Source organism: Odoribacter sp. AF15-53 (genome assembly GCF_003479425.1).
In the GTDB taxonomy this organism is placed as follows: domain Bacteria; phylum Bacteroidota; class Bacteroidia; order Bacteroidales; family Marinifilaceae; genus Butyricimonas.
Genome location: NZ_QUHC01000018.1, coordinates 1 through 26,338, shown reverse-complemented (window position 1 = coordinate 26,338; position 26,338 = coordinate 1). Strand labels below are relative to the sequence as shown.

Below are 26,338 nucleotides of genomic sequence, written 5' to 3'. Positions count from 1 at the left end.
TCTCCGTTTTAGCGGGTGGAAGATCGGTCTCGAACCGACGACCTTCGGAACCACAATCCGACGCTCTAACCGACTGAGCTACATCCACCATTTTGCTTTTGCGCTGCAAAGATAGAATAACTTTCGTTTCCCGCAAAGAAAAGTTTCAAAAATTTTAAGGCCTAAATCTAATTTTTCCGGATACAATCTCTTGCGCGGCGTAACATAGCTGTTCATACCACTCCTCCCCGTATTTTCGGATCAGGGCGTCTTTCAAAAACACGTACACCGGAATCCCCTCTCGTTCACCCATCAAGCGGGCACTGGCGCAAATCGTCCACTGGTCATAGTTCATCGCCTCGTAGTTCTGGTATTGTTTCACCCGGATGGGATACAAATGACAGGATATCGGTTTCCGGAAAGAACTTTCTCCCTTGCTCCACGCGTTCTCGATGGCACACCACGAGCAACCGTTCTCCTCGATGATATAAGCACATTCCCGTCCCCCGATCAAAGGCGTCACCGTATCGCCCTCGATATCAATCGTGGAAAACCCTTGTTCTTCCACCGCGGCAATTCCCTCGGGCTTCATGTAAGTCTTGATCTTCTCATAATTATCCCGAATCTGTTCCGTCTCCCCCTCTTCCAAGGGAGCCCCGGAATCCCCCTCCACGCAACATACCCCCTTACATACCGCCAGATCACAACAAAATTTCTTCTCGAATATATCCAGGCTTATAATCGTATCCCCTATCTGTATCATGCTTTAATTGAAAATTGAAAATGCAAAATTGAAAATGATTTTTCAAAGTTACAATAAAAAACGAGAGAAACGAGCAATTTAATTGTCTTACCGCACGCCCATGTACAGGTTATATCCTCAAAGAGTACCTCGCCGGTGTCCCTGAACGGTCCCTCCCGTGTCTCACTTGTAAGTTAATTGAAAGTTGACTGAAAGTTAACTGAAAGTTGATTGAACAAACAGACCATTTATAGTTGATCTTTCCCCGACATCTAATCAATATACACAAGAGACACTAGCGAAACAACGAAGAGAATAGCCACCGGCACGCTCCCTTTACCATACAGGCTAAAGATTCCCATACATTGAAATTATCCTCCTGCACGACACACTAATTATCAGATAAATTCGTATATTTGTAATAACAAATAAAAACGATCCATATGCCCATACACAATTTAATCCGTTTCGACTGGGCCATGAAAAGGCTTTTGCGCAACAAGGCGAACTTTGTCGTGCTGGAAGGATTCCTAAGCGTACTTTTGGAAAACAAGATCAAAATTCACAAGATCTTGGAAAGCGAGGGCAATAAAGAATGTGACGATGATAAATACAACCGAGTAGACGTGTTAGCCGAGAACGAGAATAAAGAATTAATCATCATCGAAGTACAAAATACCAGGGAACTCTATTATTTCCAACGCATGCTGTACGGAGTGTCAAAAGCGATCACGGATTATATTTACGAGGGCGACCAGTACTCGGAAATCCGGAAAATCTATTCGATAAACATCGTTTACTTCGACCTCGGGCAAGGGACTGACTACGTTTACCGCGGGATAACCGATTTCAAGGGATTACACACGGGCGACACGTTACGCCTTTCCGTGAAACAACGGAACACTTTCGTGCGAGAAAACGCCGGGGATATCTTCCCCGAATATTTCGTACTCCGGGTAAATGAATTTAACGATCACGCCGTCACTCCCCTGGACGAATGGGTACGCTTCCTAAAATCAGGAGTCATTGACGAAAGCACACAAGTGCAAGGACTTCAGGCCGCACGAGAACGGTTGCGAGTAGCGGATATGACCGACTCGGAACGAGCAGCTTACAATCGTCATATCGAGAATTTACGAATTCAATGGGATGTTTTAACAACCGCACACGGAGAGGGCTGGGATGAAGGAAAAGAGGAAGGGAGAGAAGAAGGGAGAGAAGAGGGAAGAAAAGAAGGGAAAGCCGAAGGATTAGCTGAAGGACGAACTGAAGGACGAACTGAAGGAATCATTATCACAGCCCGCAACATGATAGCAAAAGGCATTGCGTTAGATATCATCTCTCAATGCACGGGACTCACAATTAATGAAATAGAAAGATTAAAATAACGAGGCGCGTAAATAAAAAGTCCCTGAAATTGAAACTCTTTCAGGGACTTTTTTATATAATTCACTTCAAACCAACAACGATTTCCCGGTCATTTCCTTGGGTTGCGGAAGTCCCATAATCGCCAGTACCGTGGGGGCCACGTCGGCCAGCACCCCATCACGCAAGTGATCGCACTTTGAATCGGTCACCCAGATACAGGGAACCGGGTTCAGCGAATGGGCCGTATTCGGGGTACCGTCCTCGTTCACGGCATTATCGGCATTCCCGTGGTCGGCAATGATCAACACGTCATAGCCGTTCGCCCGAGCGGCAGCTACCGTCTTCCCAACACACTCATCCACGGTTGCCACGGCTTTCTGAATCGCCTCGTATACCCCGGTATGTCCCACCATATCCCCGTTCGCATAATTCAAACAAATAAAATCCACGCTTTTCTGGTTCAACTGCTCCACGATCTTTTCCGTCACGATCGGAGCGGACATTTCCGGCTGTAAATCATAGGTAGCCACTTTCGGCGAAGGAACCAGGATACGGCTCTCTCCCTCGAAAGGCTCCTCTCGCCCGCCATTCAAGAAGAAGGTCACGTGAGCATATTTCTCGGTCTCGGCAATACGCAACTGTTTCAACCCCTGACTGGAAATATATTCCCCGATCGTGTTCACCACATTCTCTTTATCAAACAAAATATGCAGTCCCTTGAACTTGGCATCATAGGGAGTCATCGTGCAATAATACAACGGCATGGTTTTCATCCCAAACTCCGGTTTGTCCTCCTGAGTCAACACGATTGTCAACTCTTTGGCCCGGTCATTACGGAAGTTAAAGAAAATCACCATGTCACCCGGTTGAATCGTTCCCACAGGTTTCCCAGCCTCATCGACACAAACGATCGGCTTGATAAACTCGTCGGTCACCCCGGCATCATACGAAGCTTGCACTCCTGCCGCGGCACTCGTCACGGGTGTACCCGTTCCTTTTACCAACAAATCATAAGCCTCCTTGATTCGCTCCCAACGGGAATCCCGATCCATGGCATAATAACGCCCGATCACGGAAGCAATTTTACCCGAGGATTGCCGCATATGGTTCTCCAACTCCTCGATAAAACCTTTCCCGCTCTTGGGGTCCGTGTCACGCCCGTCCATAAAACAATGCACGAAAGTTTTCTCAACCCCGAACTCCTTGGACAAGTCACAGAGGGCAAACACGTGATCCAGCGAACTGTGTACCCCTCCGTTGGAAACCAAACCCATAAAATGCACCTGCTTCCCGTTCTCCTTGGCGTAATTGAATGCTTTCACAATCTCCGGGTTCTGGGCGATCGAATGATCCCGGCAAGCCCGGTTGATCTTTACCAAATCCTGATAAACTACTCGCCCGGCCCCGATATTCAAGTGTCCAACTTCCGAATTCCCCATCTGCCCGTCAGGCAACCCCACGTTCTCCCCGCTCGTGTAAAGCAAAGCCCGCGGGTTACGACTGGCCAATTCCGTGATACAGGGAGTAGGCGTACTCCCGATAGCGTCCGAATGGTCGTGCTTTCCAACACCCCAACCATCCAGTATCATCAATAATACTCTTTTCATATCTATTTTATTTATTGTTATTTACTCTTTCTTAAACCGACAGCAAAGTTAATCTTTAATATCCAGTTTAACACCTTACAATCAAGGAAAATCAACGGAAACGTTTTCCAAAAAAGAAACGTCTTCCCGGATTGATCTTCCTCCCATTTATGACAAAAAGGATAAGAATTATTATTTTATAGTACTATGTATTGCATAATACTATTTTTTATTCATATCTTTGCCATGCAATATAAAAAGAATCAAGGTATGAATATCGAGAACACACAAGCTCAGATGAGGAAAGGGATTCTGGAATACTGTATTTTGCTGATTATCGCGCAAAAGGATGCCTATGTCCCGGATATCATCAGCAAACTAAAGTCCTCCCGAATGATCGTTGTCGAAGGCACGATTTATCCCCTGTTGACCCGGCTGAAAAACACGGGGCTACTCTCATATCGCTGGGAAGAATCCCTGCAAGGACCTCCCCGCAAATATTACAGTATCACGGAACAAGGGCGGGCATTCCTCAAAGAATTGGAAAATTCCTGGGAAGAACTGACCTCTGCCGTGAATAGTATCAAAGAAAACCATAACAGCTAATATTCCACGTTTATGAATAAAACATTTACTATTAACCTGGGTGGAAAAGTCTTCAACATTGACGATGACGCTTTGGATATATTACAGAAATATATAAACACGCTTAAAGCACATTACGCCAAAGGTGAAGACGGCGATGAAATCATGTACGACATCGAAAGTCGGTTGGCCGAGTTATTCATGGAATACCAAAAACAGGATAAGCGGGAAGCCGTGACCGCGGTCGACGTGGAACAGGCAATCTCGATCATGGGCAAACCGGAAGATATTTTCGAAGAAGAAAACACGCAAGAACCCGTGCAGGGACAGGCAACAAGCACGAATACCTCCCAACCCAAGAAATTATTTCGGGACCCGAATGACCGGATTTTAGGCGGTGTCGCGTCTGGCATGGCCGCTTATCTCGGGATACCCGTCACGCTCACGCGGGTATGTTTTTTGGTATTGATGCTTGCTTATGGAGTATTCTTTATCATCTATATTTTCATGTGGATACTACTCCCAAAAGCCATTACCCCTCGCCAAAGATTACAGATGAGAGGGAAATACGTCAATGTATCCAACATTGAAGATTCCATCCGGACAGCATACCAGGATATCAAGGACAAACACTTACAACAACGTAATCACAACACGCGGGATGTCCTGCTGATTATCGGGATCGCAATATGTTTCGCCATCTTCTTCAAACCGTTAGCAGGTTTGATCAGCTTTCCGGTAAACACTGTAAAACACTTTATAATACCCGGTTTCAACCCGTTCTATGCTTTCCACTCGACGGTTTACACGGATATACCCGGCGCGCTATTCGCGTTCAAACTAGTCAACGGCGCGCTCATCGTTATCCCGATATTCTTGTTGTTCTATCTCCTAATCCAAGTATTCGTACCATTCAAGAGCAACAACAAAAAAGTAATCATCTACACGCTAGTCCTGTGGCTCATTGCCCTGTTGGCAACCGGCTATCTGACCGTGAGATACGGGGATCGCTTCAGGGGAGAAAACCATCATGAACAGCTATTCGAGCCTAGTATTTCAGCGGAAATACCCGAAGGTTCCTTATATATTAACTCGTATAATCAACATTTCGCTTAAACAACCATGAAAAAGACCTATACAATCAACCTAAGCGGTAAGATTTTCCACATAGATGACGATGCTCTCGACAAATTACAGGAGTACCTCAACGCACTCAAGACTTACTACTCTAAAGAGGACGATGGTCCAGAAATCATGGATGACATCGAGAACCGGATCGGGGAGCTTTTTTCCGAGTACATGAAAAACGAGTACCGGGAAGTTGTCACCAGCAATGACGTGGCACAAGCAATTTCCACCATGGGGACTCCCGATGATATCATTGACGATGACAACGACACGCCACGCAACACGAAAAAGCAAGTCAAAAAACTATACCGGGCTCCAGACAATCGTGTATTCGGGGGTGTTGCCGGGGGAATAGCTGCTTACTGGGGCATATCACCCTTGTTACTTCGGATATGTTTTATTATCATGACTCTCTATTACGGGATCTTCTTGATCGTGTACATCATCTTATGGATTGCCGTACCCAAGGCAAAAACAGCCAAACAAAAACTGGAAATGAAAGGAGAAAACATAAATGTCTCCAACATAGAACGCTCAATCAAAGGAGAATATCAAGACATCAAAAATAGTAAAGGAATTCAATTCGCCAATCGTATCGGTAAATGGTTCTCGAACGTTTTGCTCGTCATCGGGAAAATACTGACGATCATCATCGGGCTAGGCCTCTTTTTCGGGGGGATATTCTTCCTGTTTTCGTTGCTCTCCGCCCTGTTTCTACCTCATTGGTTCCCGTGGGGAGAAAGCTATATGGAGATAACTCATGCTCTCTCTCCGAGCAATCTTATATTGAGCAAAATCGGTATACTTTTCCTTTTTGGAATTCCTATAATCATGATCATTTTTATGGCGATCAAATTGTTGTTTACTTTCAAGAGCAACAACAAGGCGATCGCCCTTTCTGCCCTCGGTCTGTGGCTTGTCAGTCTAACCTTGCTTATTATCGTGGCCATCAGCGAAGGAACGACATGGACACCTCGCACCAATAGCTATGAAGAAACCATCCAACTAGACAAAGGCAAAATGCTCACGATTCAAGTAAATAAACGACACACCGTACCCCAGAATTTCTATCAAGACAGGGGAGTATTGCAACTTCAAGAGGGTAATTTATTCTCGCCCTATTTTGCAATTCGTCCTTCTTACAACAACACGGCGTACATAGTCGTTCGTTATTCAACCCACGAGAACAAACCCAAGAAAGAAAATATTACTTTCGACTACAAATATGCCAAAGACACCCTACGCTTTGACAATTACGCCCAGCTAAACAGCAAATGGAGAGCACAAGAGGTAGAGATCATTGTCTACTTACCCGAGGATTCAAAAATTCGTTTCACCCCGGAGGCTGCAGACCATTTAAGCAAGCATAAACACTCAAATTATCCTCTATATTTTGAACTGAACAACCATAAATCATTATTCATCATGCAAGAGGGGAAAATTAAACCTCTCCAGTAAAAAGAAGCATGTTAACCATCCCTCATATAAAAACGAAGCGGCAGGCTTTCATCCCTTTTTGCCTGCCGCTTTTCCTTTTTTATTTCTTGGAATCAATCTCTTTCAACAACTCCTTCACCGCCATCTCCAACTGCTCGTCTTCTCCCCTGATAATCTTCTCCGGGGAATTGGCAATCTTCACGTCCGGTTCCAATTGTTTATTTTCCAGATAGCTACCGTCCGGTAAACGGTAACCGACAATGGGTATTCCGAAATATAACGTCGGGTCTTGCAAAGTTTCCCACGACACGCTAGTCATAGTTCCCGGTACGGGCATACCAACCACTTTGCCGATTCCTTGATGCTGGTACACCCAAGGCGTCCCGTGAGCATTCGAGTAATTCGCCTCGCAAGTCAGCATAATCGAAGGCTTGTTCCACCGACGACTCGGCATATCACAGGATTCCCGGCCCCGGATCACCTGCGTGAAATACTTCTTCCCGCTAAACAAGATTTCGATATCCTCGTGCAAACGCCCGCCACCATTGAAGCGCGTGTCTATCACGATCCCCTCCCGGTCGTTGTATTTACCGAGAATATCAGAATACACGGAACGGAAACTCGGGTCGTCCATGCTGGAAATATGCACGTATCCCAAACGGCCCCCAGACAGGCGATCCACGTCGGCAGCACGTTGTTTCACCCAACGATTGTAAAGCAATTCTCTCTGATTTCCCTTCGAAATCGGTTCCACCACCTCATCCCAACGGGTTTTCGTGGCCGGGTCATAGATCGAGAACAACACCCGTTTACCCGCCTTGCCGCTCAACAACGGATAATAATCCATCCCGGCTTTCACGGTTTGCCCGTCTATTTTCTCGATAATCATCCCGGCTTTCAACTTGGAGCGGGAATTATCGAAAGGTCCTTTCTCCAACACCTCATCAACCAGCAAACCATCTTTACCGTAATCCAAATTCAACAAAACCCCCAATTCAGCCGTCGCCTCCCCTTTCGACGAGGGACGATACCCGGAACCCGTGTGCGACACGTTCAACTCTCCCAGCAACTCGCTCAGCAACTCGGAAAAATCATAGTTATTGTTGATATAAGGCAGGAATTTCTCGTAAGCCTTTGTCATCTTGGCCCAATCCACGCCATGCATGTTCTTCTCGTAGAAACGTTTCTCTTCTTGACGACGTACCCGATCAAACATATAGGCCCGCTCGGCAGCCAAATCCAGTTTCATTTCGGCAGTATAATTTATCGGGGACCTTTTCTCTGATCCCAGATTGATTTTCTGCATCGAACGCCCACCCAGCAAGAAAAGTTCCTTGCCATCCTTATCCATTTCCAAAGAAGCCCAACCACTATTCAACTTATGCATCACGCGGGTACTTCTTGAACGCAGGTCACTCACCCACAAATCCATACCCCCCTCGAAGGAAGCCATGTAATACAACTTATCGCCATTCTTATTTAATATAGCATCTCCCAATTCCGAGGAATTCGGGGTCAATCGCATCACGCGATCCTCGATACCTTTCAACTCGATCACGATATCTTTCTTCTCTTTCCCGGTAGATTTAGCCTCATCTTTCTTGTCTTTTTGCTCACCTTTCTGCTCCTTAGATTTCACGGCGGCCATCCGTTTATCCTCCTCTTTCAAGAGTTCGTAATCCTCTTTATTCAAACGGAACTTATCGTAAGCATCCTGATTCATGAACACGATCATCACATCCCGCAATGACCCCCAAGAAGCATGGTTACGCATCCCGAAACGTTCACTTGAAAAAAGAATCGCATTCCCGTCCAGCACCCACCGGGGATTACTGTCGAAATAACCGCTATTCGTCAGGTTCACGACCTCACCACTTCCGTCAGCCCGCACGATAGCGATATCGCTGTACGGATCATGACGATTCCCGATGATCTCCACGACAAACCATTTCCCGTCGGGAGACCAAGAATAAGTAAAACCGTCGCCCGTGCGATACTGGTATTTATCATCGGCAACTTGTCTCACTTTCTTCGTTTTCAGATCAATCACCATTAATTTCGTCCGGTCTTCGATAAATGCCAATTCCTTACCATCCGGGGAGAACTGCGGGGCAAAACGTTCTTTCGCGGAAGCCGGGAACAGGGCCTTCTCGTCGATCAACGTCGCATTCGGGAAATTTACTTCTTCTTCTCGGGCAATCTTCGCCGTGTAAATATTCCAATTCCCCTCCCGCTCACTGGCGTAAGCGATTGTCCGATTGTCAGGAGCAAAACTCAACCATTTTTCCCGCTCCGGGGTCGTGGTAACCTGTTTCGTTGTCGTGTAATCAGAAGAAGTGACGAAAATATCCCCCCGGATAATCAAAGCCACCTGCTTCCCGTCCGGAGACACGGTTGCACTCGTTGCCCCGGAAGTGAAACGCAAAGAGGCCAAATTATCTTTCGCATCATCACCGATAATATCTATATTTACCTTTTTCGGACTTCCATTTACATCTTTCACGTAAATCTCCCCGTCATAACCGAAGCACAGACGCCCGTCTCCGGCAATACTCAAAAAGCGCACCGGGTGGGTTTTAAAAGTAGTCTCCTTCTTCACGGCTGCAGGGTTGTTCAACGGGAATGAATACACGTTGAATGATCCGTCCCGTTCGCTCAAGAAATAGACCTGCTGTTCATCCGGCGACAACACGGGCTGACGATCTTCTCCCGCCCGATCAATCAACCGGGTATGCTTCCCGCTTTTCACGTCATAACGCCAGATATCACGAGTTATAGAAGAGGTGTGATGCTTACGCCACTCGTTTTCTCCTCCCTTTTTATCCTGATACAGAAAAGCGTCTCCCGACTTGAAAAAACAAATCTCTTCTGCCGGGGTTGCCAATATCTGGCGAGCACGTCCCCCGTTCACCGACACGGCATACAATTCGGTCAGCGATCCTGCCGGAAACAAAGCACTTTGGGCCGGATCTCCCATTTGTGCCCCATAAATGATCTCTTTACCGTCCGGGGTAAATGTGTAAGGTATTTCCCGGGCCGAATTCGTTGTTACCCGCCGGGCTTCGCCTCCCCGTGACGACATCACGAAAATATCAAAATTCCCGTTCCGGTCACTCGTGAAAGCGATTTGCTTCCCGTCAGGCGACCACACGGGATGAGATTCATACGCCGGATGGGTTGTTAGTTGACGAGCCGTACCTCCCTCCGTGGGCACGACATAAATATCTCCTTTATAACTAAATACAATCTGCTTCCCATCAGGCGATATCTTGGGGTAACGCATCCAAAGCGGTCCTGCCTGCACGAGAAGAGCTACAAATAAAAAAGTAATAGTCAATACGAATTTATTCATCCTTCATCTATTTTGGTATTAAACTTATCGCAAATGTATAATCCGGGCTTCGGGAGTCCAAAGCATACGGGCAAAATCAGCCCCTTGAACAAGAGCCAATCCATTTTTATTCATCACGTTATCCTGATATAATCGCCGAATGCGCCCACACAAATCATCACCGGGCATCCATGTCAATTCTTCCCGCACCTGATCCGCAACAATCAGCCCCCCATAAAACTCAAGACAAGGAATCTCCTTGATCTCTCCTCCCGTATCCACGACATCCACCACCTCTCCGTTCTCCAGAATTACATATCCGTTCCGCACCAACTCAAACCCCGGGAGTAATATATAATTAGCTGCTATCTTTCTCATTCGAAATTTCAAATTGTTACTTTTTTTGCCCCGGTTTCGGATCCGTTTTTGGTTTTTGTATCGGGGCATATTGAGCCTTCAATCTTTCTTCATGATGCGGAGCCACGTAAACTTTATGTATCTTCGTTCCCCATACACGTCCCTCTTGATCTACTTTCTTTTTCACTTTCGTCCGCGGAAGTTCATCGCTTTGCACGATTTTCACGACTAACTTCTTGTAGATCGAATCCGCCACGTAATAATCCCAATCTTTTTTGTATGCCCTGATCGTATCCATTCCCACGGACCGCTCCGGCATTTTCAAAGTATCGTTATTCACGGAAATAAGATAGGACTGAATCGAATTCCGCTTACTCTTATCCACCTGATCTAATTTCACCGTCGTCATGAACTTGTAAAATCCCGGCACGATACTGTCCATCTCGACCAGCACGAACGGGTTACGTTTGTCCAGATACACGGTATCCTCTTTCACGACACGGGTAACATACACCACGGAATCCTTTTTGGGAGCATTGACTTGGGTTGAATCCGGTCGCAAGGTATCAGCGACAATCATCGTATAGCCGGGAAATAAATCCACCGTATCATTCATAGTCAACTCCTTCCATTCCCGCATAACTTTTGTCTGTCGTCGATTTAACGTGTCAATCACGACATCATACATCTTGTTGAATAATAATGTCTGCTTGGAGTAATAGACCACGCAAGAATCAAAATCCGCACGTGTAATCCCGTACTTTTTAAACAAATCATTATAATATAAATAACTATCCTTTTCTGCCGGAACAATACCACGGGCTGCCGTCAACATCCCATCGGTCATGTGCATATCAATCAACAAAGAGGTAAATTGTTTCTTGTCCAACGGCACCTTCTTCGAGCAAGCCGTCACGCCCACGATAATCAATATTACCCACAACAGGCACTTCATATCTCTAAAACTTTTCGTATTCATTCCTAGCTCTTTTTTCTTAGTTTTTCCCGAACCATCTTATTTAACTTCGAGGAGAACAAGAACTCGTTCAAAGCCTCGCTATTCGTGTACATGATCTCGTCATTGCTACCTTCCCACTCCTTATGTCCCTCGTGAATAAACAGCACCTTTTCCCCGATCTCGAACACGGAGTTCATATCATGCGTATTGATAACGGTAGTCATATTATACTCGTGCGTGATCTCCGACAACAGATTGTCGATCACGATAGAAGTCAACGGGTCCAGGCCGGAGTTCGGCTCGTCACAGAACAAGTATTTCGGCTGCAAAACAATAGCCCGGGCTATCGCCACCCGCTTTTTCATTCCCCCGCTGATCTCTGCCGGGAACAAATTCTCCACGTTATCCAGATTCACCCGGTTCAGGCAAAATATTGCCCGCTCGACTTTCTCCTTCTCCGTCATCGTGGAAAACAGATTCAAGGGAAATTTCACGTTATCCAACACGGAAAGCGAATCAAACAAAGCTCCACCCTGAAACACCACACCCAACTCTTTCCGAATCTCCTTCATCTGCTTGGTGTTCATAACCGTTATATCCCGGTCATCATAGAAAATTTTCCCCTTATCTATCGGATGTAACCCAATTAACGATTTTAACAATACCGTTTTACCCGAACCACTTTTCCCGATAATCAAATTTACCTTCCCCGGTTCGAAAACAGCATTGATATCCGACAATACCTCTTTCTTATCAAATGACTTGTATAACCCCTCTGCCCGTATCATTACAATAATATTTTGGTTAATATCAAGTTTATAAGCAATATGGCTATACTACTATCCACCACGGCTTTCGTACTCGCCTTACCGACTTCCAACGCTCCCCCTTGCACGTTATACCCGTAGAATGCTGGAATTGACGTGAATATCACGGCAAAAAACAACGTTTTTACAATAGAATAGGTCACGTAATAAGGATTAAAAGAAAAATGCAACCCGTGTATATAATCGTCGTAATTCACCACGCCGGAAGCCAACCCGGAGAGAATCCCCCCGATAATCCCGATAAACACGCTGAATATATAAAGAATCGGATTTACCACCAGCGCGGCCGCAATCTTCGGCCCCACCAAATAAGACACTGAATTTACCCCCATAACTTCGAGGGCCTCGATCTGTTCCGTGATCTTCATACTACCGATCTCCGAGGCGATATTACTACCGATCTTTCCGGCTAATATCAAACTCACGATCGTGGATGAAAATTCCAGCAACAAAGTTTCCCTGGTCAGGTAACCGATCAGGTAACGAGGTAACAATGGACTGGACATATTATAAGCCGTTTGCAAGGTCAACACCGCTCCGATAAAAAAAGAAATAATCATGACCAGCATGACGGAATTCAGTCCGAGTTTTTCGAACTCGTTCATCAATTCCTTCAAGTAAACTCTTTTCTTCTCGGGTTTCGTGAAGATCCGCCCCATGAATAATATGTAAGCTCCTATCTTATCTAATACTTTCATCTATACTAAGTCCTTAAATGATACCCTCCTGTAAACCCTGTCTCAAATTTTATCGTAAAAATAGAAATTATTCACGGATTTATTACTAATTTCGACAACAATAAGATGAATTTAATTTTAAACGTATAACTAATAAGATGAATAAGAACTCGTACTGCGTAATCATGGCTGGTGGACTTGGGAAACGTTTTTGGCCCGTAAGCACGAAGGCCTGTCCCAAACAGTTTTGCGATATCTTAAACGTTGGGAAGAGCTTCCTCCGCCAAACATTCGAACGAGCAAATCAAATCTTTGACCCCCAAAACATCTTCATCGTTACCGGCGTTGCCTACGAAGATTTGACCAAAGAGCAGATTCCGGAAATCCCTTCCGAGAATATACTGAAAGAACCTTTCGGTAAAAACACCGCACCATGTATCGCTTATGCCGCATACCGGATTGCCCGGATCAACCCGCGGGCAAGTATGGTTGTCGTTCCTTCCGATCATTTTATCAGCAACGACATGGTTTACCTCGATAACATCCAGAAAGGAATCTCTTTCATCGAGCAATTCGGCGGGCTACTCACGATAGGAATCAAACCAACCCGCCCGGAAACCGGATACGGTTACATCCAACTCAAGAAAAATAAGTTTTCCGAGTTTATTTCAAAAGTGAAAACCTTTACCGAAAAACCGGATAAAGAACTCGCTAAAGTGTTCCTGGAATCCGGAGATTTCGTTTGGAACGCGGGAATATTTATCTGGAAAGTCGAGGACATTATCCAAGAATTCAAAAATTATCTGGAGGATATCTACCTGTTATTTGAACAAGAATACAAGAATGCCCCCGATCCGGATTCACAAGAAAACATCGCCCACATTTACAGCCAATGCCGCAATATTTCTATCGACTTCGGAGTCATGGAGAAATCATCTAAAGTCTACGTTATGAAAGGAGAATTCGGCTGGTCGGATGTCGGCACATGGCACTCGTTCCATGAAATCAGCCCGAAAGACGAGAACAATAACGTCAGCAACAGCGAACAAGTGCGATTAATCGACACGAAAGAGTGTATTATCAATGTTCCACAAGACAAGAAAGTAATCATCGAAGGGATCGAAAATTGCATTATTGCAGAAAACAATGACGTTCTTATGATATGCCATCGGGATCACGAAGATAGCATCCGGCATTTCGACGATATGCTAAAACATACAACAAAGGAGCTTTAAACAAGCTCCTTTTATATTTTCACTCTTACTTCCTCAATCCGGGCGCTCTTGACACTGACAATTTCAAACGAAATATCTTCAATCGTAACTTGTTCGCCTTCTGCAGGGATGTCCTCATTATAGTAAAGGATCAAACCGGCTAACGTTTCGTACTCCTCGTTTTCCGGGAGATCCAAATCATATTTTTCATTCAGATAATCGACTTCCAGACGACCGGAGAAAAGGTATTCATCCGGAGCCAATTGCTCTTCTTTCAAGTTCAAGCGATCATGTTCGTCCTCGATCTCCCCGAAAATCTCTTCCATAATATCTTCAATCGTAACCATTCCGGCCGTTACCCCGAATTCATCCACGACCACGGCCACGCTCTTCTGCTCCTTCGTGAAAAGATTCAATAACCTCAAGGCAGACATAGTTTCCGGTACGATGAGAATCCGGCTCACCGCTTTTTTCACGGTCTCCGGGTGATGGAACAAGGCTGACGAATGCACGTAACCGATCACGTTATCAATCGAATCCCGATAAATCAATATCCGGGACAACCCCGTTTTCACGAAAAGCTCCCTCAGTTCATCCAGTCCCGCGTCAATCGACAACGCCACTATATCCGGACGCGGAACAATACATTCCCTTAACTTCACCTCCGAGAAATCCAATGCATTCCGGAACAACTTGATGTCGTGTTCATCCTCGTTCTGAGTACCCCCGGTTTCACCCTCTTCGATCAAATTATTTAAATCTATCTTGCCGAAAGCCCTGTTTTCTTCTTTATGCGCTAACTTACGTCCCGTGAATATCCGCAACAACAAGCCCCCGAACCAAACGGCAAAAGAAGATATCGGGAAAAACAAAATATAAAACAGAAACACCGGAATCGCGAACACCCGAAGAAATGCATTCGGACGTAAACGGAAAACTGCCTTCGGGAAAAATTCACCCGTCACCAACATGATCAACGTAGAGATCAACGTGACAAGAATCATCCGCACCCCCAACGAGATCCCGATACTTTCCAACTTGGGATCCAGATAATCGGACATAAAAATCCCATAAATAACCATCACCACGTTATTCCCCACCAGAATCGTGGTGATATACATTCCCGAATTGGAAACGAAAAGATCAATTAGTTTCTGCGTGATTCCTTTATTCGACTTGTCTATCTCGATTCGGAGTTTATTGGAAGCCATAAAGGCGATTTCCATTCCCGAAAAGAATGCAGACAACACCAAACAGATTAATATGGCAACAAATACCGACATCAGGGTTTATTTTCAATTTCTACCACTCCCGTTATCTTGTTAAATACAGGATTCTTTAAAGACTGATCCGACTTGAAACCATTATTTCCTTCAATAATCTGGTCCCCGGAAGTCAGTCGGGAATAACGATCGGAATAAATTATCTCTTTCTTCATATCCCAAAACATGAGATCTGTTTCCAATTTCTTCCCATCGGCATTAATCACGACAACCTCGTTACGTAATTCCCATAACATCTCCTCCTCCAATTTCTTGGCATACTTCGATGTAATGGACCCCACCATGGTCCCGTCTTTCTCGTACAACTCAGCATGTATCCCTTTAGGAAACTCGTCATACTTATTGTTTTCCTGATTATATTTATTGTAAAGAGGAGTGGTCACTTTATACTTTAGCCGTGCAGAATCGGAATATATCAACTCCATGTTTTCCCCGGCCATTTCAGGCATCCCGTCCCGATTTCCAATCGCGTTCACGTCCTTCATGTTCGTTTTACACGAGAAAAGCATTACCGTCCCTAAAATAAGGACGGTAATGCTCTTAATTCCTAATGCACGATATATAGATATCATTACCTTAATCTCTAAATCTGGCAGTAGTTGTCTCGTTGATCCAACCTCCGACTTTCACGTTCTTACCGGCTGTAATCGAACGGAAGAATGCTTCATCTTTTGTCGGGAAATGAGGAGAATATCTTTCAATATACTCGTTTGCAGTAGCAGCCACGGAAGGATCAACCTGTTTTGCTTTTACAAATTTATCCACGGCAGCCCAGAATACAGTACGCTTGTCAAATTCATCCCCCTCGTAATCATTACTACTTACCGCGTAAGCTAAACCGATCGTGATGTAAGCCGATCCCAAGTTTGGATTCGTCTTCAATGCCTCCAAAGCGTATCTTCTGGCTTGTTGATAATTCTTCTTTGAAAGATTCACTTGAGCCAATTTATAATTATAGTCAGCTTTAGCCTTCGGATCATCACACTTATCAATAGCTTCTTTCAAATATTGCTCGAACTTCGCAAAATCCTGCTTGGAGAAAAACATCATAGCCAAACCGTAAGCAGCCTCGGCACTCGGTTCTTTCTGATAAATCTTCTCTGCTACCGCGGCAAACAAAGGTAAGTCCGTACATTCGCGTCTTTTCAAGATAGATGAAATATCCTTCAATATCGGAAGGCTATCCTGATTTGCCTCGTATCTCTTGGTTAACAATTCAGCCAACGTGTTGCAATCTGCAAACCCGGAATCAAAGAAAATGGCATCCAATGCCGATTTACACACGGCAAAATTATCACATCCTTTATCCCCGGAAGCCAAACGTTGATCGGCAAAAGCGGAGAATTTCATGTACAAGTTAATAAATTCTTCTTTTGACAACTGATTTTGCTTTACCAGATTACAGCCTACATCAAAAGTAGCATGTATCAATTGAGGCGGAGTCTGCGTTCCTTCCAGCTCGTATGATTTCATCAAGTTATCAAACCCGGCTTTCAACATGGTCAGATCACCATTCGAAAAACGCACCTGGGCCATACCTTTTTTACCTAAAACATACCCTTCCCGGCTCTTACTCTTCATATATTGAAGACGACGATCGAAAATCATCATCAGCGTATCGACATACTCTTTCTTCTTCGTCTTCTGGATCATGTACTCGATGATATCCTCCCCGCGAATATAAGTATTCAATTGAAATGCAGGTGCGTTCAAAAATACATATCTCCAGGTAGGTAAGGCTTCTTCGAAATTTTTCTGTTTCCAGTATTCCGTGTACAGAGAAGCATTCAGAATGGTTTGCGCACTATCCAAGCCATATTGAGACTCCAACGTTTGCGCTTTCGTTGGCAGAGCGAATAAAAACATTCCAAATGCTATTACAGCAAATTTTTTCATGGTCATCCCTTTTATTTAAGTTAGTTCGAATAAGTTTTTTCATCATAGCCCGTCCTCCCACGTGAGGACTCTCGCAAAATTACCACTATTTTTTTAATACGGAAATCAATCGCATATTTTTCATGTTTAATTAACCGTTTTTTGGTATTCTAAAATTCTGTTTAAGCCCGTGATCACCAGCTTGTCCTCGAAAAAAACTGTCCGTTTTAATGTTTTCTTTAAATATTCACTTCCTCCCCCAGTTATAATCACCACCGCGTGGGAATTATTCCGGTATAGTTCATCTATATATCCTCTTACTTCAAAAAGTATACCATTCATCACCCCGTTCAAAATAGCATCATGCGTGTTCTTTCCGATATAACCATGATCCTTAGCACATTTCACCAATGGAAGGCTCGCCGTGAACTCGTTCAACGCGCGAAACCGAATCCCCAGCCCCGGCGAAATATTTCCTCCCCGGAACTCCCCGTCGGCACTGACAAAATCATACGTGATCGCCGTGCCGGAATCTATAATCAACAGCTCCTTACCGGGATAAAGAGACACACCCCCCACGCAACCCGCGATCCGGTCAACCCCCAATGTTTTGGGAGTATCGTATCCGATCCGGATCGGCAAAGGTATCCCGGAAGATAACTCACAAAAAAAAGTCGAGACCTCACGCAATTTCTCCCGCACTTCTTCGGAAATCGCTCCCGTACTGGACAATATCAGGTTAACCTCCTTGCCGTGTTTCAAATAATTGGCCGCCAAATCATAAGTCTCAGGCAACCCCAATCCGCACTCCACCCAATCGCCATCCTCAAAAACGGCATATTTGGTTCGTGTATTTCCGATATCAACAATTAAATTCATAACTCAATTATTTCCGTAAGCAAAATCACGCATCTCCCGGATAATTACCGATACCCGATTGATATCGTCAATATTCATGAAAACAAGACTCAACTTATCATTTTTCTCGCTGATCTTACAGGGGATCACTTGTTTCTGTATAAATTTCAGCAACTCGCTAAACACGGAAGAAGCATAGAACGGTGAATTCTGATCGCTGATAAAATAAACGACCATCCTGTTATTCTTCACCATCAAACGCTCTATTCCCAGATCAATACATCTTTGCCGGATTCGAACCACTTCCATCAACCCGACCACGGGGACCGGAAGTTCTCCGAAACGGTCTTTCATTTCTATCTCAAAACGGTGCAAGGACTCTTCATTCGCGATATTATCCAATTCCCGGTACAAACGGATTCGTTCGCTCACGTTTTCCACGTACGTATCCGGTATCAATAACGCGAAATCCGTATCAATCACGCAATCCGTGGTAAATGCTGCCGGCTCCTCCGGTCTGTCCTTTTGCAATTCTGGGAACTCCTCGTCCCTCAATTCCATTAACGCCTCGTTCAAGATCCGCTGGTATGCCTCGTAACCCACTTCCGCGATAAAACCGGATTGCTCTCCACCTAAAATATTCCCGGCTCCGCGAATATCCAAATCCTGCATGGCAATATTGAACCCGCTCCCAAGCCCGCTAAAATCCTCTATCGCTTTCAAACGTCGGCGGGCATCCGTGTTCACCAGCTCCAAAGGCGGGGCCAGCAAATAACAAAACGCCTTCCGGTTGGAACGTCCCACCCGTCCCCGCAACTGGTGCAAATCACTCAACCCGTAATTTTGAGCCTGATTAATTATAATCGTGTTCGCGTTAGGAATATCCAGCCCAGACTCCACGATTGTCGTGGCGATCAACACATCATAATCCCCCCGGATAAAATCGTGCATCACGATCTCCAACTCCTCCCCGCTCATCTGCCCGTGTCCCACGCAACTCTTGATTCCGGGAATCAAACGATGAATCATATATTGAATATCCCGGATATTATCCACCCGGTTATGAATAAAAAATACTTGTCCCCCGCGGCTTACCTCGTAAGAAATAGCCTCCTTGATTATCTTCTCGTCAAAACGATGCAATTCCGTCACGATCGGGTAACGATTAGGCGGTGCCGTACGGATAATCGACATATCCCTCGCCCCCATCAACGAGAATTGCAACGTACGAGGGATAGGCGTGGCCGTCATCGTGATCGTATCCACGTTTAATTTCAGTTTTTTCAATTTCTCTTTCACGGCAACCCCGAACTTTTGCTCTTCATCGACTACCAAAAGTCCGAGATCCTTAAACTTCACGTCATTACTTGTCAACCGATGCGTACCGATAATGATATCCACCTTCCCCGCCTCCAAATCTTTCAAAATACGTTTAATATCAGCCCCCTTCTTCATCCGGCTGATATACTCGATCCGACAGGGCATCCCCTCCAGACGTTTCTTAAATGTATTATAATGCTGGTAGGCCAACACGGTCGTCGGCACCAACACGGCAACCTGTTTACTATCGGCAACCGCCTTGAATGCCGCACGAATCGCGACTTCCGTCTTCCCGAAACCAACATCCCCGCACACCAGACGATCCATCACGTGAGGACTCTCCATATCCGCTTTCACCGCCTCGATCGCCTTCATCTGATCCGGCGTCTCCTCGTACATGAAAGAAGCTTCCATTTCATCCTGCAAGAAACTATCCTTCGAGAAAGCATAAGCCTCCTCACGCCTGCGCTTGGCATACAACGCGATCAACTCGCGGGCGATATCCTTTACCCGCGATTTCGTCCGTTGTTTCAGTTTATTCCAAGCCTCGCCTCCCAACTTACTCACGGCAGGCGGTTCCCCGTCCTTCCCTTTATACTTGGAAATCTTATGCAATGAATGGAGACTAACGTACAATTCGGAATTATTCTTATACACCAACCGGATCGCCTCCTGCACCTTCCCGTCATTACTAATCTTTGTCAACCCGCCGAAACGCCCGATCCCGTGATCAATATGCACCACGTAATCGCCGGGATGCAAATTCTGCAATTCGCTGATCGTGATCGACTCCCGCCCCTTCCGGATTTGAGTTGTTTTCAACCGGTACTTCTGGTAACGATCAAAAATCTGATGTTCCGTGTAAATACAGACCTTTATCTGGGCATCACTGAATCCCTCATGTATCGTCCCCTCCACGGGTACGAAATTCACTTCATGTCCTTTATCCGAGAAAATATCCCGCAATCGCTGGAGCTGCATGTCATTCGTGGAACAAAGATAAACCGTGTACCGATCCATCTGCTTATCCAACAAATGTTCTGCCAACAAATCAAACTGCTTGTTCACCGCCGGCTGTACTTCTGCCTCCAAACGAAGCACTTCCCCCCGGAAAAACAATTCCGGCCCCCACTCGACGACACTATTCTCCTCTATGGCATGGAATAAATTATCCGAAGTAATCAAGAATTCACCGCTATCCAGCTCTTTTAACGAATTGATCCGATCATGAATCAATAAAGAATTCTTCATCCACCACGTGGTCTCTTTTCCCAGAAACTCCGTCAACCCCACGTTAGCATTTCTATCCGTAGATTCACTCAAGTCGGGAACAATGACCACCCGATCAATCAATTGCTCGGAAAGTTGCGTTTCAACATCAAAATAACGAATACTCTCCACCTCATCCCCGAAAAAGTCTATTCGCACCGGACGCTCTTCAGCAAAAGAATAAACGTCCACGATACTTCCCCGGATTGAAAACTGCCCGGGCTCATACACGAAATCACTCCTCTCGAACCCGTATTCCCCTAACAAAGACTCCAAAAATGACATCGACAACTTATCCCCCTTCCCCACGGGCATAGACATATCCGCCAGCACCTTTTTACTCACCACCTTCTCGGCCATCGCCTCCGTGTAAGTAACCACCATCCCCACCTCCTTCGCCGTCAAGGCATTCAACACCTCCGTGCGAACCAAAATCGAATCGTTGTCCTTATCTTCAAAATTACCGGAACGCCGGAACGAGGAGGGCAGAAAACGCACGTTCTCCTCTCCGTAAAAAGTCAATAAATCATTGTAGAAATAAGCGGCTTCCTCCTTATCATTCAACACGAACAGTTGCAACCCTCTCATTTCCCTGCTCACGCCAGCCGCGATAAAAGCAACAAGCGAACCGATCCCGTTTTCCAGCTTTATCTTCGCCCTCGTCTGCTTTTGCAGACGGTCGGCAATCTTCTGTACAACAGGATGCGTTTGAAATAAATTTAATAACTCTTTTGCTTCCAAGTCTCTGAAATTTTATCAAAAAACGGCATACCTTTCAGCATACCGTCTTTCTATCTTCAAATATCATCTATTTAAATTATAAGCATGGCATCACCATAAGTACCAAAACGATACTTCTCCTTGACCGCCACGTTATAAGCTTCCATAACATTCTCATATCCCCCGAAAGCAGCCACCATCATCAACAACGTAGAATAAGGCAAATGGAAATTCGAGATAAAAGCATCCGGCACGCTGAAATCATACGGCGGGAATATAAATTTATTCGTCCATCCTTCAAATTCCGTCAAACGTCCTTTCGTGGTCACGCAACTCTCCAGAGTACGCACAACCGTCGTTCCCACGGCACAAATCTTATGCTTCTCGTCTTTCGCGTCATTCACGATCTTCACGGTTTCCGGTGTCACGTAAATCTGCTCCGAATCCATCTTGTGTTTCGTCAAATCCTCCACGTCCACTTCCCGGAAATTACCCAAGCCGACATGCAACGTGACATAAGCGAAATCAATACCTTTAATCTCCATCCGTTTCATCAACTCACGGCTAAAATGCATTCCTGCCGTCGGGGCTGCCACGGCACCCTCGTTTTTGGCAAAAATAGTCTGGTAATTCTCGGCATCTTCCGGTTCAACTTTCCGGTTGATAAAACGCGGAAGCGGGGTTTCACCCAACGCGTACAATTCTTTCTTGAACTCCTCATATTCCCCGTCAAACAGGAAACGCAACGTTCTCCCGCGAGAAGTAGTATTGTCGATTACCTCGGCCACCATACTGTCGTCTTCCCCGAAATACAACTTGTTCCCGATACGGATTTTACGAGCCGGATCAACCAGCACATCCCAGATACGCAATTCCGGGTTCAATTCTCTCAACAGGAATACCTCAATCTCTGCCCCGGTCTTTTCCTTGTTTCCATATAATCTCGCCGGAAAAACCTTTGAATCATTAAACACGAACACGTCTTTCTCGTCAAAGTAATCAATGACATCCTTAAAAACTTTGTGTTCAATCTTTCCGGTTTTTCTATCCAAAACCATCAATCGAGCTTCATCACGATTTGGAGTCGGATGTAACGCGATCAACTCCGGCGGTAACTTATATTTAAACTTTGATAGTTTCATGTTGAACAATTTTATATATTAATCAAATCTTGCTAAATTACAAATTTTCTTGTAGAACTCCAATAATTTCATCCATTTTAAACGCATCCTCCACCTTAAAATCCCCGACACGAGTTCTCCGTAAAGCCGACAAATGCGAGCCGCTTCCGCAGGCTTTCCCCAGATCATGCGCCAAAGAACGGATATAAGTTCCCTTGCTACAAACAATTCGAAGCTCCACTACTGGAAGTTCCGCTTTCAATATCTCAATCTCCCGAACCATCACTTTTCGGCTCTTCATCTCGACCTCATCCCCCCGACGAGCTTTCTCGTACGCGCGGACCCCGTCAACCCGAACCGCCGAATAAGAAGGCGGGAACTGTTCGATTTCCCCGACAAACTGTTGAACCGCTCGTTCCAAACACTCCCGATCCACATGCTTATACGGGAACTCCTCGTCAAAAGATGTTTCCAAATCATAAGAAGGAGTAGTATGCCCAAACGTGATCTCCGCCACGTACTCTTTCTCCTGTCCCATATACTCCTCGATCTTTTTCGTCTCCTTCCCCACGCAAACAATAACGACTCCCGTCGCCAAGGGATCCAGCGTACCCGCGTGCCCCACTTTTATCTTCCCGTATCCTTTTCTCAGACTAATGCGAATCTTATTCACCACATCAAACGACGTCCAACGCAACGGCTTGTCTACCACGAGTACCGCACCAGCCCGAAAATCATCGCCCTCTCTAAAACAAATATTTCCCCACTCGCTCATTATCCCAATACAATCGTCAATATACCTGCAATAGCGCAATAAATCGCGAACCAGATCAATTTACCCTTTTTCACGACATTAATCATCCAACGACAAGCAATACATCCGGAAACGAATGCAGCCACGAAGCCGACAACCAAAGACAGGGTTGAGATGCCACTTGCCTCTGAAGAGAATCCGCCTTTCATCAAATCCAGAAAAGCCTCTCCCAGAATTGGGATCAACACCATCAAAAAAGAGAACTTTGCCACCGCCTCTTTCTTGTTTCCCAATAAGATACCCGTGGCTATCGTCGATCCGGAACGTGACAAACCGGGCAACACGGCACAAGCCTGAGCCAACCCGATCACGAACGCATCTCGATACGAAATCTTATCTTTCACCCTAGGCTTTGCATAATAGGCAAAAGTCAGCAAAAGAGCCGTCACCAGCAACATACATCCCACGACCGTTAACCCGGCACCAAACAACCCCTCCACGTAATCTTTAAAACAAAAGCCCACGATAGCAACCGGAATCATGGAAAGAAATATCTTCAACACGTAAGCCATCTCGTCATTATACTTGAAAGTAAAGAACCCTTTGAACAACACGGAAACCTCCTTCCACAAAATCACGATCGTACTACACACTGTCGCCGCATGTACCGCCACGGCAAAAGTCAAATTCTCTTCTCCCTGTAACCCGAAAAGAGCGCTAAAAATCTGCAAATGTCCCGAACTACTTACCGGCAAAAATTCCGTAAGTCCTTGGATGACGCCAAGCACCAATGCTTCAAACCACTCCATTTATTAATTGAAAATTGAAAATTGAAAATTGAACATGCACGCACACCAACCTCCAATTACATTAATATTTATTTTTTCTCTTCCTCTTCTTTCATTTTGGGTTTCCGCATGATCCCCCAGAACACGAATCCGAAACCGAACAACACCACGATCGGAGCCAGGGTTATCCGCCGGAAACTAAAAATGTCATAATTAAATGTATCGGGAGAGTCTGCTCCTCCTCCCATCATCAGGAGGAAACCAACGATAATAATCCCGAAACCGATCAAGATCATCTTGTAATTATCCTTCGGAATAGGAAAACCGTCTTTCTTTTCGTTTAAAATTCTTGCCATATATTTTTATTTACGCGTATAAATCATTCAAATCCCGTCTCAAATAGCGACGTACCGAAAACCATGCCGAGAAAAACGACAACAACACCCCGGAAAGCATCACGAAAGCAACCATAAGCACGATCACATCCCGACGCATGATATTAATCACGTTCCCCACGTTATCCTGCACGAAAAATATCGCCGCCAACAACACCAAATTAGCAATCAACGCCCCGAAAAAACCCCGCCACATACTCCCGTACACGAAAGGCTTGCATATAAAAAACGGTGTCGCCCCGACCAACTGCATCGTTTTGATCAACAACCGTTGCGAATAAACCGCCAAATGGATCATATTCCGGATCAACGTGAACGAAATCAGTACCAGCACCGCCCCGACAATCAAAAAGATTATCGTGATCCGGTGTATATTCTCGTTTATACTTTCAATCATGGATTTCTGATAATACACCTCCTGTATGATATCAAACCTCGCCAATCCCTTTTCAATGACAACCAGCGAATCATTATTCGCGTACTCCGGATTCAACTTGATCTCGATAGAAGGCAACAACGGGTTGCCACCTAAAATAGCCTCAAAGTCCTCGCCCATCTCTTTCTTGAAAGACTTTGCCGCCTGTTCTTTCGTGATATACTTGGAAGTATAAACATAAGGTTGAGTATCCAATATCTTCTGCACTCGTTTGATCTCCACTTCATTCGTATTATCCTTCACGATCACCGCGAACCCGATATTCCGTTTCACATGATCCGAAACCGCTCTGGCATTCAACAAAATAAATACAAGCATACCCACCACGATCAATACTAAAGATATACTGATCGTGGGAACAAAATAAGCACTTTTTCCCCTTTTACTCTCTCTTCGCGACATTTCTTCTGTCTTAAAAACCTGACAAATATAATCATTCTACATACGGGAACAATCCATTTTATAAAAAAAATCACAAAATCACAAATCACGAGCCATCTCCCCTTCCCTCGTGTAACCGGGAAATTCCTTCCACGAATACGATAATTCAACATAGACACGGGCTTTTCGTCATCTCTAATCACATGAAAAACAGACCTCAAGAAGTGAATTAAAAAAATCCCTTGCATTTTCTTATCAAACCCTTTGCTGAAAACAAAAATTGCCCTATATTTGCAATCGCAAAAACGGGAAGCGTCCCGATCAAATTTTGCAAGCAATCATGCGAAAATAGCTCAGTTGGTAGAGCATAACCTTGCCAAGGTTAGGGTCGCGGGTTCGAGTCCCGTTTTTCGCTCCAAGTTGCTCGAGTGGTGGAATCGGTAGACACGCGGGACTTAAAATCCCGTGGCCATTGCGGCTGTGCGGGTTCAAGTCCCGCCTCGAGTACAACAAATAATCAAGGAGTTATATGAAAATATGACTCCTTTTTTATTTTCAACAATTAGATTAAGAAGCACTCTTTTGGGGACACTACCTTTAATAATAATAATGGCTACTGGTAGAATTTTACGCACATGTACAAAGAGATAATTTGGCCGTTTCTAGGAAAAATTTACAGGGGGCAATTTAAGTTGGATTCCTTCTCACGAACAAAAAGCACACGTTTAAGAGTAGCCCGCTGAAAAAGTCCTATTCGAACTACTCCCTAGCCCCCTTATACCTGAGGGCGAACTACCTGATAACCCCCCCCCCTGTGCAAGGGTAGTTATTCCTCTCAAAACAGACTTCTCTCCCCCTCACTTTTATTTGAGATCACTAATCACAACCACAACCCCTATAAATCATTTAGAATTAATAGAGAGTTCTATCATGATTACGTTATCAGTAC

22 protein-coding genes and 3 tRNA genes are annotated in these 26,338 nt (G+C 45.0%); 7 read left to right on the top strand and 18 right to left on the bottom strand.

The features are described from left to right. Positions 1 to 13: 13 nt before the first annotated feature. A tRNA-His gene (locus DWW52_RS19620) sits at positions 14 to 89 on the bottom strand. 65 nt (positions 90 to 154) lie between these two features. Beyond that, positions 155 to 742 carry a DUF3109 family protein gene (locus DWW52_RS19615; RefSeq protein WP_118717552.1) on the bottom strand — a complete coding sequence of 196 codons (588 nt, stop codon included), beginning with the start codon at positions 740 to 742 and terminating at the stop codon, positions 155 to 157. A 422-nt stretch (positions 743 to 1,164) separates the two neighbouring features. Here DWW52_RS19615 and DWW52_RS19610 point away from each other — a divergent pair, with 422 nt between their 5' ends. Beyond that, complete coding sequence (locus DWW52_RS19610; protein WP_118717550.1) at positions 1,165 to 2,109, top strand: Rpn family recombination-promoting nuclease/putative transposase; 945 nt, start codon at positions 1,165 to 1,167, stop codon at positions 2,107 to 2,109. 66 nt (positions 2,110 to 2,175) lie between these two features. Here DWW52_RS19610 and gpmI read toward each other — a convergent pair whose 3' ends face one another. Then, positions 2,176 to 3,696 carry a 2,3-bisphosphoglycerate-independent phosphoglycerate mutase gene (gene gpmI / locus DWW52_RS19605; protein ID WP_199692023.1) on the bottom strand — a complete coding sequence of 507 codons (1,521 nt, stop codon included), beginning with the start codon at positions 3,694 to 3,696 and terminating at the stop codon, positions 2,176 to 2,178. A gap of 249 nt (positions 3,697 to 3,945) precedes the next feature. Here gpmI and DWW52_RS19600 point away from each other — a divergent pair, with 249 nt between their 5' ends. From DWW52_RS19600 to DWW52_RS19590, 3 genes are read left to right on the top strand one after another with little or no spacing between them, the layout of a single operon-like run. Next, positions 3,946 to 4,281 carry a PadR family transcriptional regulator gene (locus DWW52_RS19600; RefSeq protein WP_118717579.1) on the top strand — a complete coding sequence of 112 codons (336 nt, stop codon included), beginning with the start codon at positions 3,946 to 3,948 and terminating at the stop codon, positions 4,279 to 4,281. Positions 4,282 to 4,293: 12 nt separating this feature from the next. Next, positions 4,294 to 5,376 (top strand): PspC domain-containing protein, encoded by a 1,083-nt coding sequence (locus DWW52_RS19595; protein WP_118717546.1) that lies wholly within the window; start codon positions 4,294 to 4,296, stop codon positions 5,374 to 5,376. Between the two features lie 6 nt (positions 5,377 to 5,382). After that, entirely contained in the window at positions 5,383 to 6,846 is a 1,464-nt protein-coding gene (locus DWW52_RS19590) for a PspC domain-containing protein (protein WP_118717544.1), read from the top strand. A gap of 79 nt (positions 6,847 to 6,925) precedes the next feature. Here DWW52_RS19590 and DWW52_RS19585 read toward each other — a convergent pair whose 3' ends face one another. Genes DWW52_RS19585 through DWW52_RS19565 form a run of 5 tightly spaced genes read right to left on the bottom strand, consistent with a single transcriptional unit; the run spans position 6,926 to position 12,996 of the window. Further along, positions 6,926 to 10,177 (bottom strand): S41 family peptidase, encoded by a 3,252-nt coding sequence (locus DWW52_RS19585; protein ID WP_118717542.1) that lies wholly within the window; start codon positions 10,175 to 10,177, stop codon positions 6,926 to 6,928. Between the two features lie 24 nt (positions 10,178 to 10,201). Next, positions 10,202 to 10,534 carry a hypothetical protein gene (locus DWW52_RS19580; RefSeq protein WP_118717540.1) on the bottom strand — a complete coding sequence of 111 codons (333 nt, stop codon included), beginning with the start codon at positions 10,532 to 10,534 and terminating at the stop codon, positions 10,202 to 10,204. Between the two features lie 16 nt (positions 10,535 to 10,550). After that, entirely contained in the window at positions 10,551 to 11,492 is a 942-nt protein-coding gene (locus tag DWW52_RS19575; protein ID WP_118717538.1) for a DUF4296 domain-containing protein, read from the bottom strand. A gap of 2 nt (positions 11,493 to 11,494) precedes the next feature. Then, positions 11,495 to 12,259, bottom strand: a complete 765-nt coding sequence (locus DWW52_RS19570) for an ABC transporter ATP-binding protein (RefSeq protein WP_118717536.1) — start codon at positions 12,257 to 12,259, stop codon at positions 11,495 to 11,497. After that, a complete protein-coding gene (locus tag DWW52_RS19565) occupies positions 12,259 to 12,996 on the bottom strand; it encodes an ABC transporter permease (protein WP_118717534.1) in 738 nt (245 codons plus the stop codon). The genes DWW52_RS19570 and DWW52_RS19565 overlap by 1 nt, the downstream gene beginning before the upstream one ends. A 137-nt stretch (positions 12,997 to 13,133) precedes the next feature. Here DWW52_RS19565 and DWW52_RS19560 point away from each other — a divergent pair, with 137 nt between their 5' ends. Beyond that, positions 13,134 to 14,210: a mannose-1-phosphate guanylyltransferase gene (locus DWW52_RS19560; protein WP_118717532.1), complete on the top strand. Its 1,077-nt coding sequence runs from the start codon at positions 13,134 to 13,136 to the stop codon at positions 14,208 to 14,210. Between the two features lie 11 nt (positions 14,211 to 14,221). Here the strand turns inward: DWW52_RS19560 and DWW52_RS19555 are convergent, their stop codons facing one another. From DWW52_RS19555 to DWW52_RS19510, 10 genes are all read right to left on the bottom strand, one after another. Beyond that, positions 14,222 to 15,472 (bottom strand): hemolysin family protein, encoded by a 1,251-nt coding sequence (locus tag DWW52_RS19555; RefSeq protein WP_118717530.1) that lies wholly within the window; start codon positions 15,470 to 15,472, stop codon positions 14,222 to 14,224. Then, positions 15,472 to 16,044 carry an LPS export ABC transporter periplasmic protein LptC gene (lptC, locus tag DWW52_RS19550; RefSeq protein WP_118717528.1) on the bottom strand — a complete coding sequence of 191 codons (573 nt, stop codon included), beginning with the start codon at positions 16,042 to 16,044 and terminating at the stop codon, positions 15,472 to 15,474. Before lptC ends, DWW52_RS19555 begins: the two co-directional genes overlap by 1 nt. 4 nt (positions 16,045 to 16,048) lie before the next feature. After that, the gene (locus DWW52_RS19545) at positions 16,049 to 17,368 is read right to left on the bottom strand and encodes a lipopolysaccharide assembly protein LapB (protein WP_233556991.1); all 1,320 of its coding nucleotides are present in this window, start codon (positions 17,366 to 17,368) and stop codon (positions 16,049 to 16,051) included. A 126-nt stretch (positions 17,369 to 17,494) separates the two neighbouring features. Then, on the bottom strand, positions 17,495 to 18,226 hold the full coding sequence (locus tag DWW52_RS19540) for a type III pantothenate kinase (protein WP_118717524.1): 732 nt from the start codon (positions 18,224 to 18,226) through the stop codon (positions 17,495 to 17,497). Between the two features lie 3 nt (positions 18,227 to 18,229). Continuing rightward, the gene (gene mfd, locus DWW52_RS19535; RefSeq protein WP_118717522.1) at positions 18,230 to 21,535 is read right to left on the bottom strand and encodes a transcription-repair coupling factor; all 3,306 of its coding nucleotides are present in this window, start codon (positions 21,533 to 21,535) and stop codon (positions 18,230 to 18,232) included. Between the two features lie 71 nt (positions 21,536 to 21,606). Then, positions 21,607 to 22,656 carry a tRNA preQ1(34) S-adenosylmethionine ribosyltransferase-isomerase QueA gene (queA, locus tag DWW52_RS19530; protein ID WP_118717520.1) on the bottom strand — a complete coding sequence of 350 codons (1,050 nt, stop codon included), beginning with the start codon at positions 22,654 to 22,656 and terminating at the stop codon, positions 21,607 to 21,609. Positions 22,657 to 22,693: 37 nt separating this feature from the next. Beyond that, a complete protein-coding gene (gene truB / locus DWW52_RS19525) occupies positions 22,694 to 23,410 on the bottom strand; it encodes a tRNA pseudouridine(55) synthase TruB (RefSeq protein WP_118717518.1) in 717 nt (238 codons plus the stop codon). Beyond that, positions 23,410 to 24,198, bottom strand: coding sequence for an undecaprenyl-diphosphate phosphatase (locus DWW52_RS19520; RefSeq protein ID WP_118717516.1), 789 nt, complete (start codon positions 24,196 to 24,198; stop codon positions 23,410 to 23,412). Before DWW52_RS19520 ends, truB begins: the two co-directional genes overlap by 1 nt. Before the next feature lie 68 nt (positions 24,199 to 24,266). Then, positions 24,267 to 24,533 (bottom strand): DUF3098 domain-containing protein, encoded by a 267-nt coding sequence (locus tag DWW52_RS19515; RefSeq protein ID WP_118717514.1) that lies wholly within the window; start codon positions 24,531 to 24,533, stop codon positions 24,267 to 24,269. 10 nt (positions 24,534 to 24,543) lie between these two features. Next, complete coding sequence (locus DWW52_RS19510) at positions 24,544 to 25,410, bottom strand: ABC transporter permease (RefSeq protein WP_118717512.1); 867 nt, start codon at positions 25,408 to 25,410, stop codon at positions 24,544 to 24,546. A 321-nt stretch (positions 25,411 to 25,731) separates the two neighbouring features. Between DWW52_RS19510 and DWW52_RS19505 the strand changes: the two genes are divergently transcribed. Both DWW52_RS19505 and DWW52_RS19500 read left to right on the top strand, forming a co-directional pair. Continuing rightward, positions 25,732 to 25,807, top strand: a tRNA-Gly gene (locus DWW52_RS19505). 4 nt (positions 25,808 to 25,811) lie between these two features. Further along, positions 25,812 to 25,896 (top strand) — tRNA-Leu (locus DWW52_RS19500). The last annotated feature ends 442 nt before the right edge of the window (positions 25,897 to 26,338 follow it).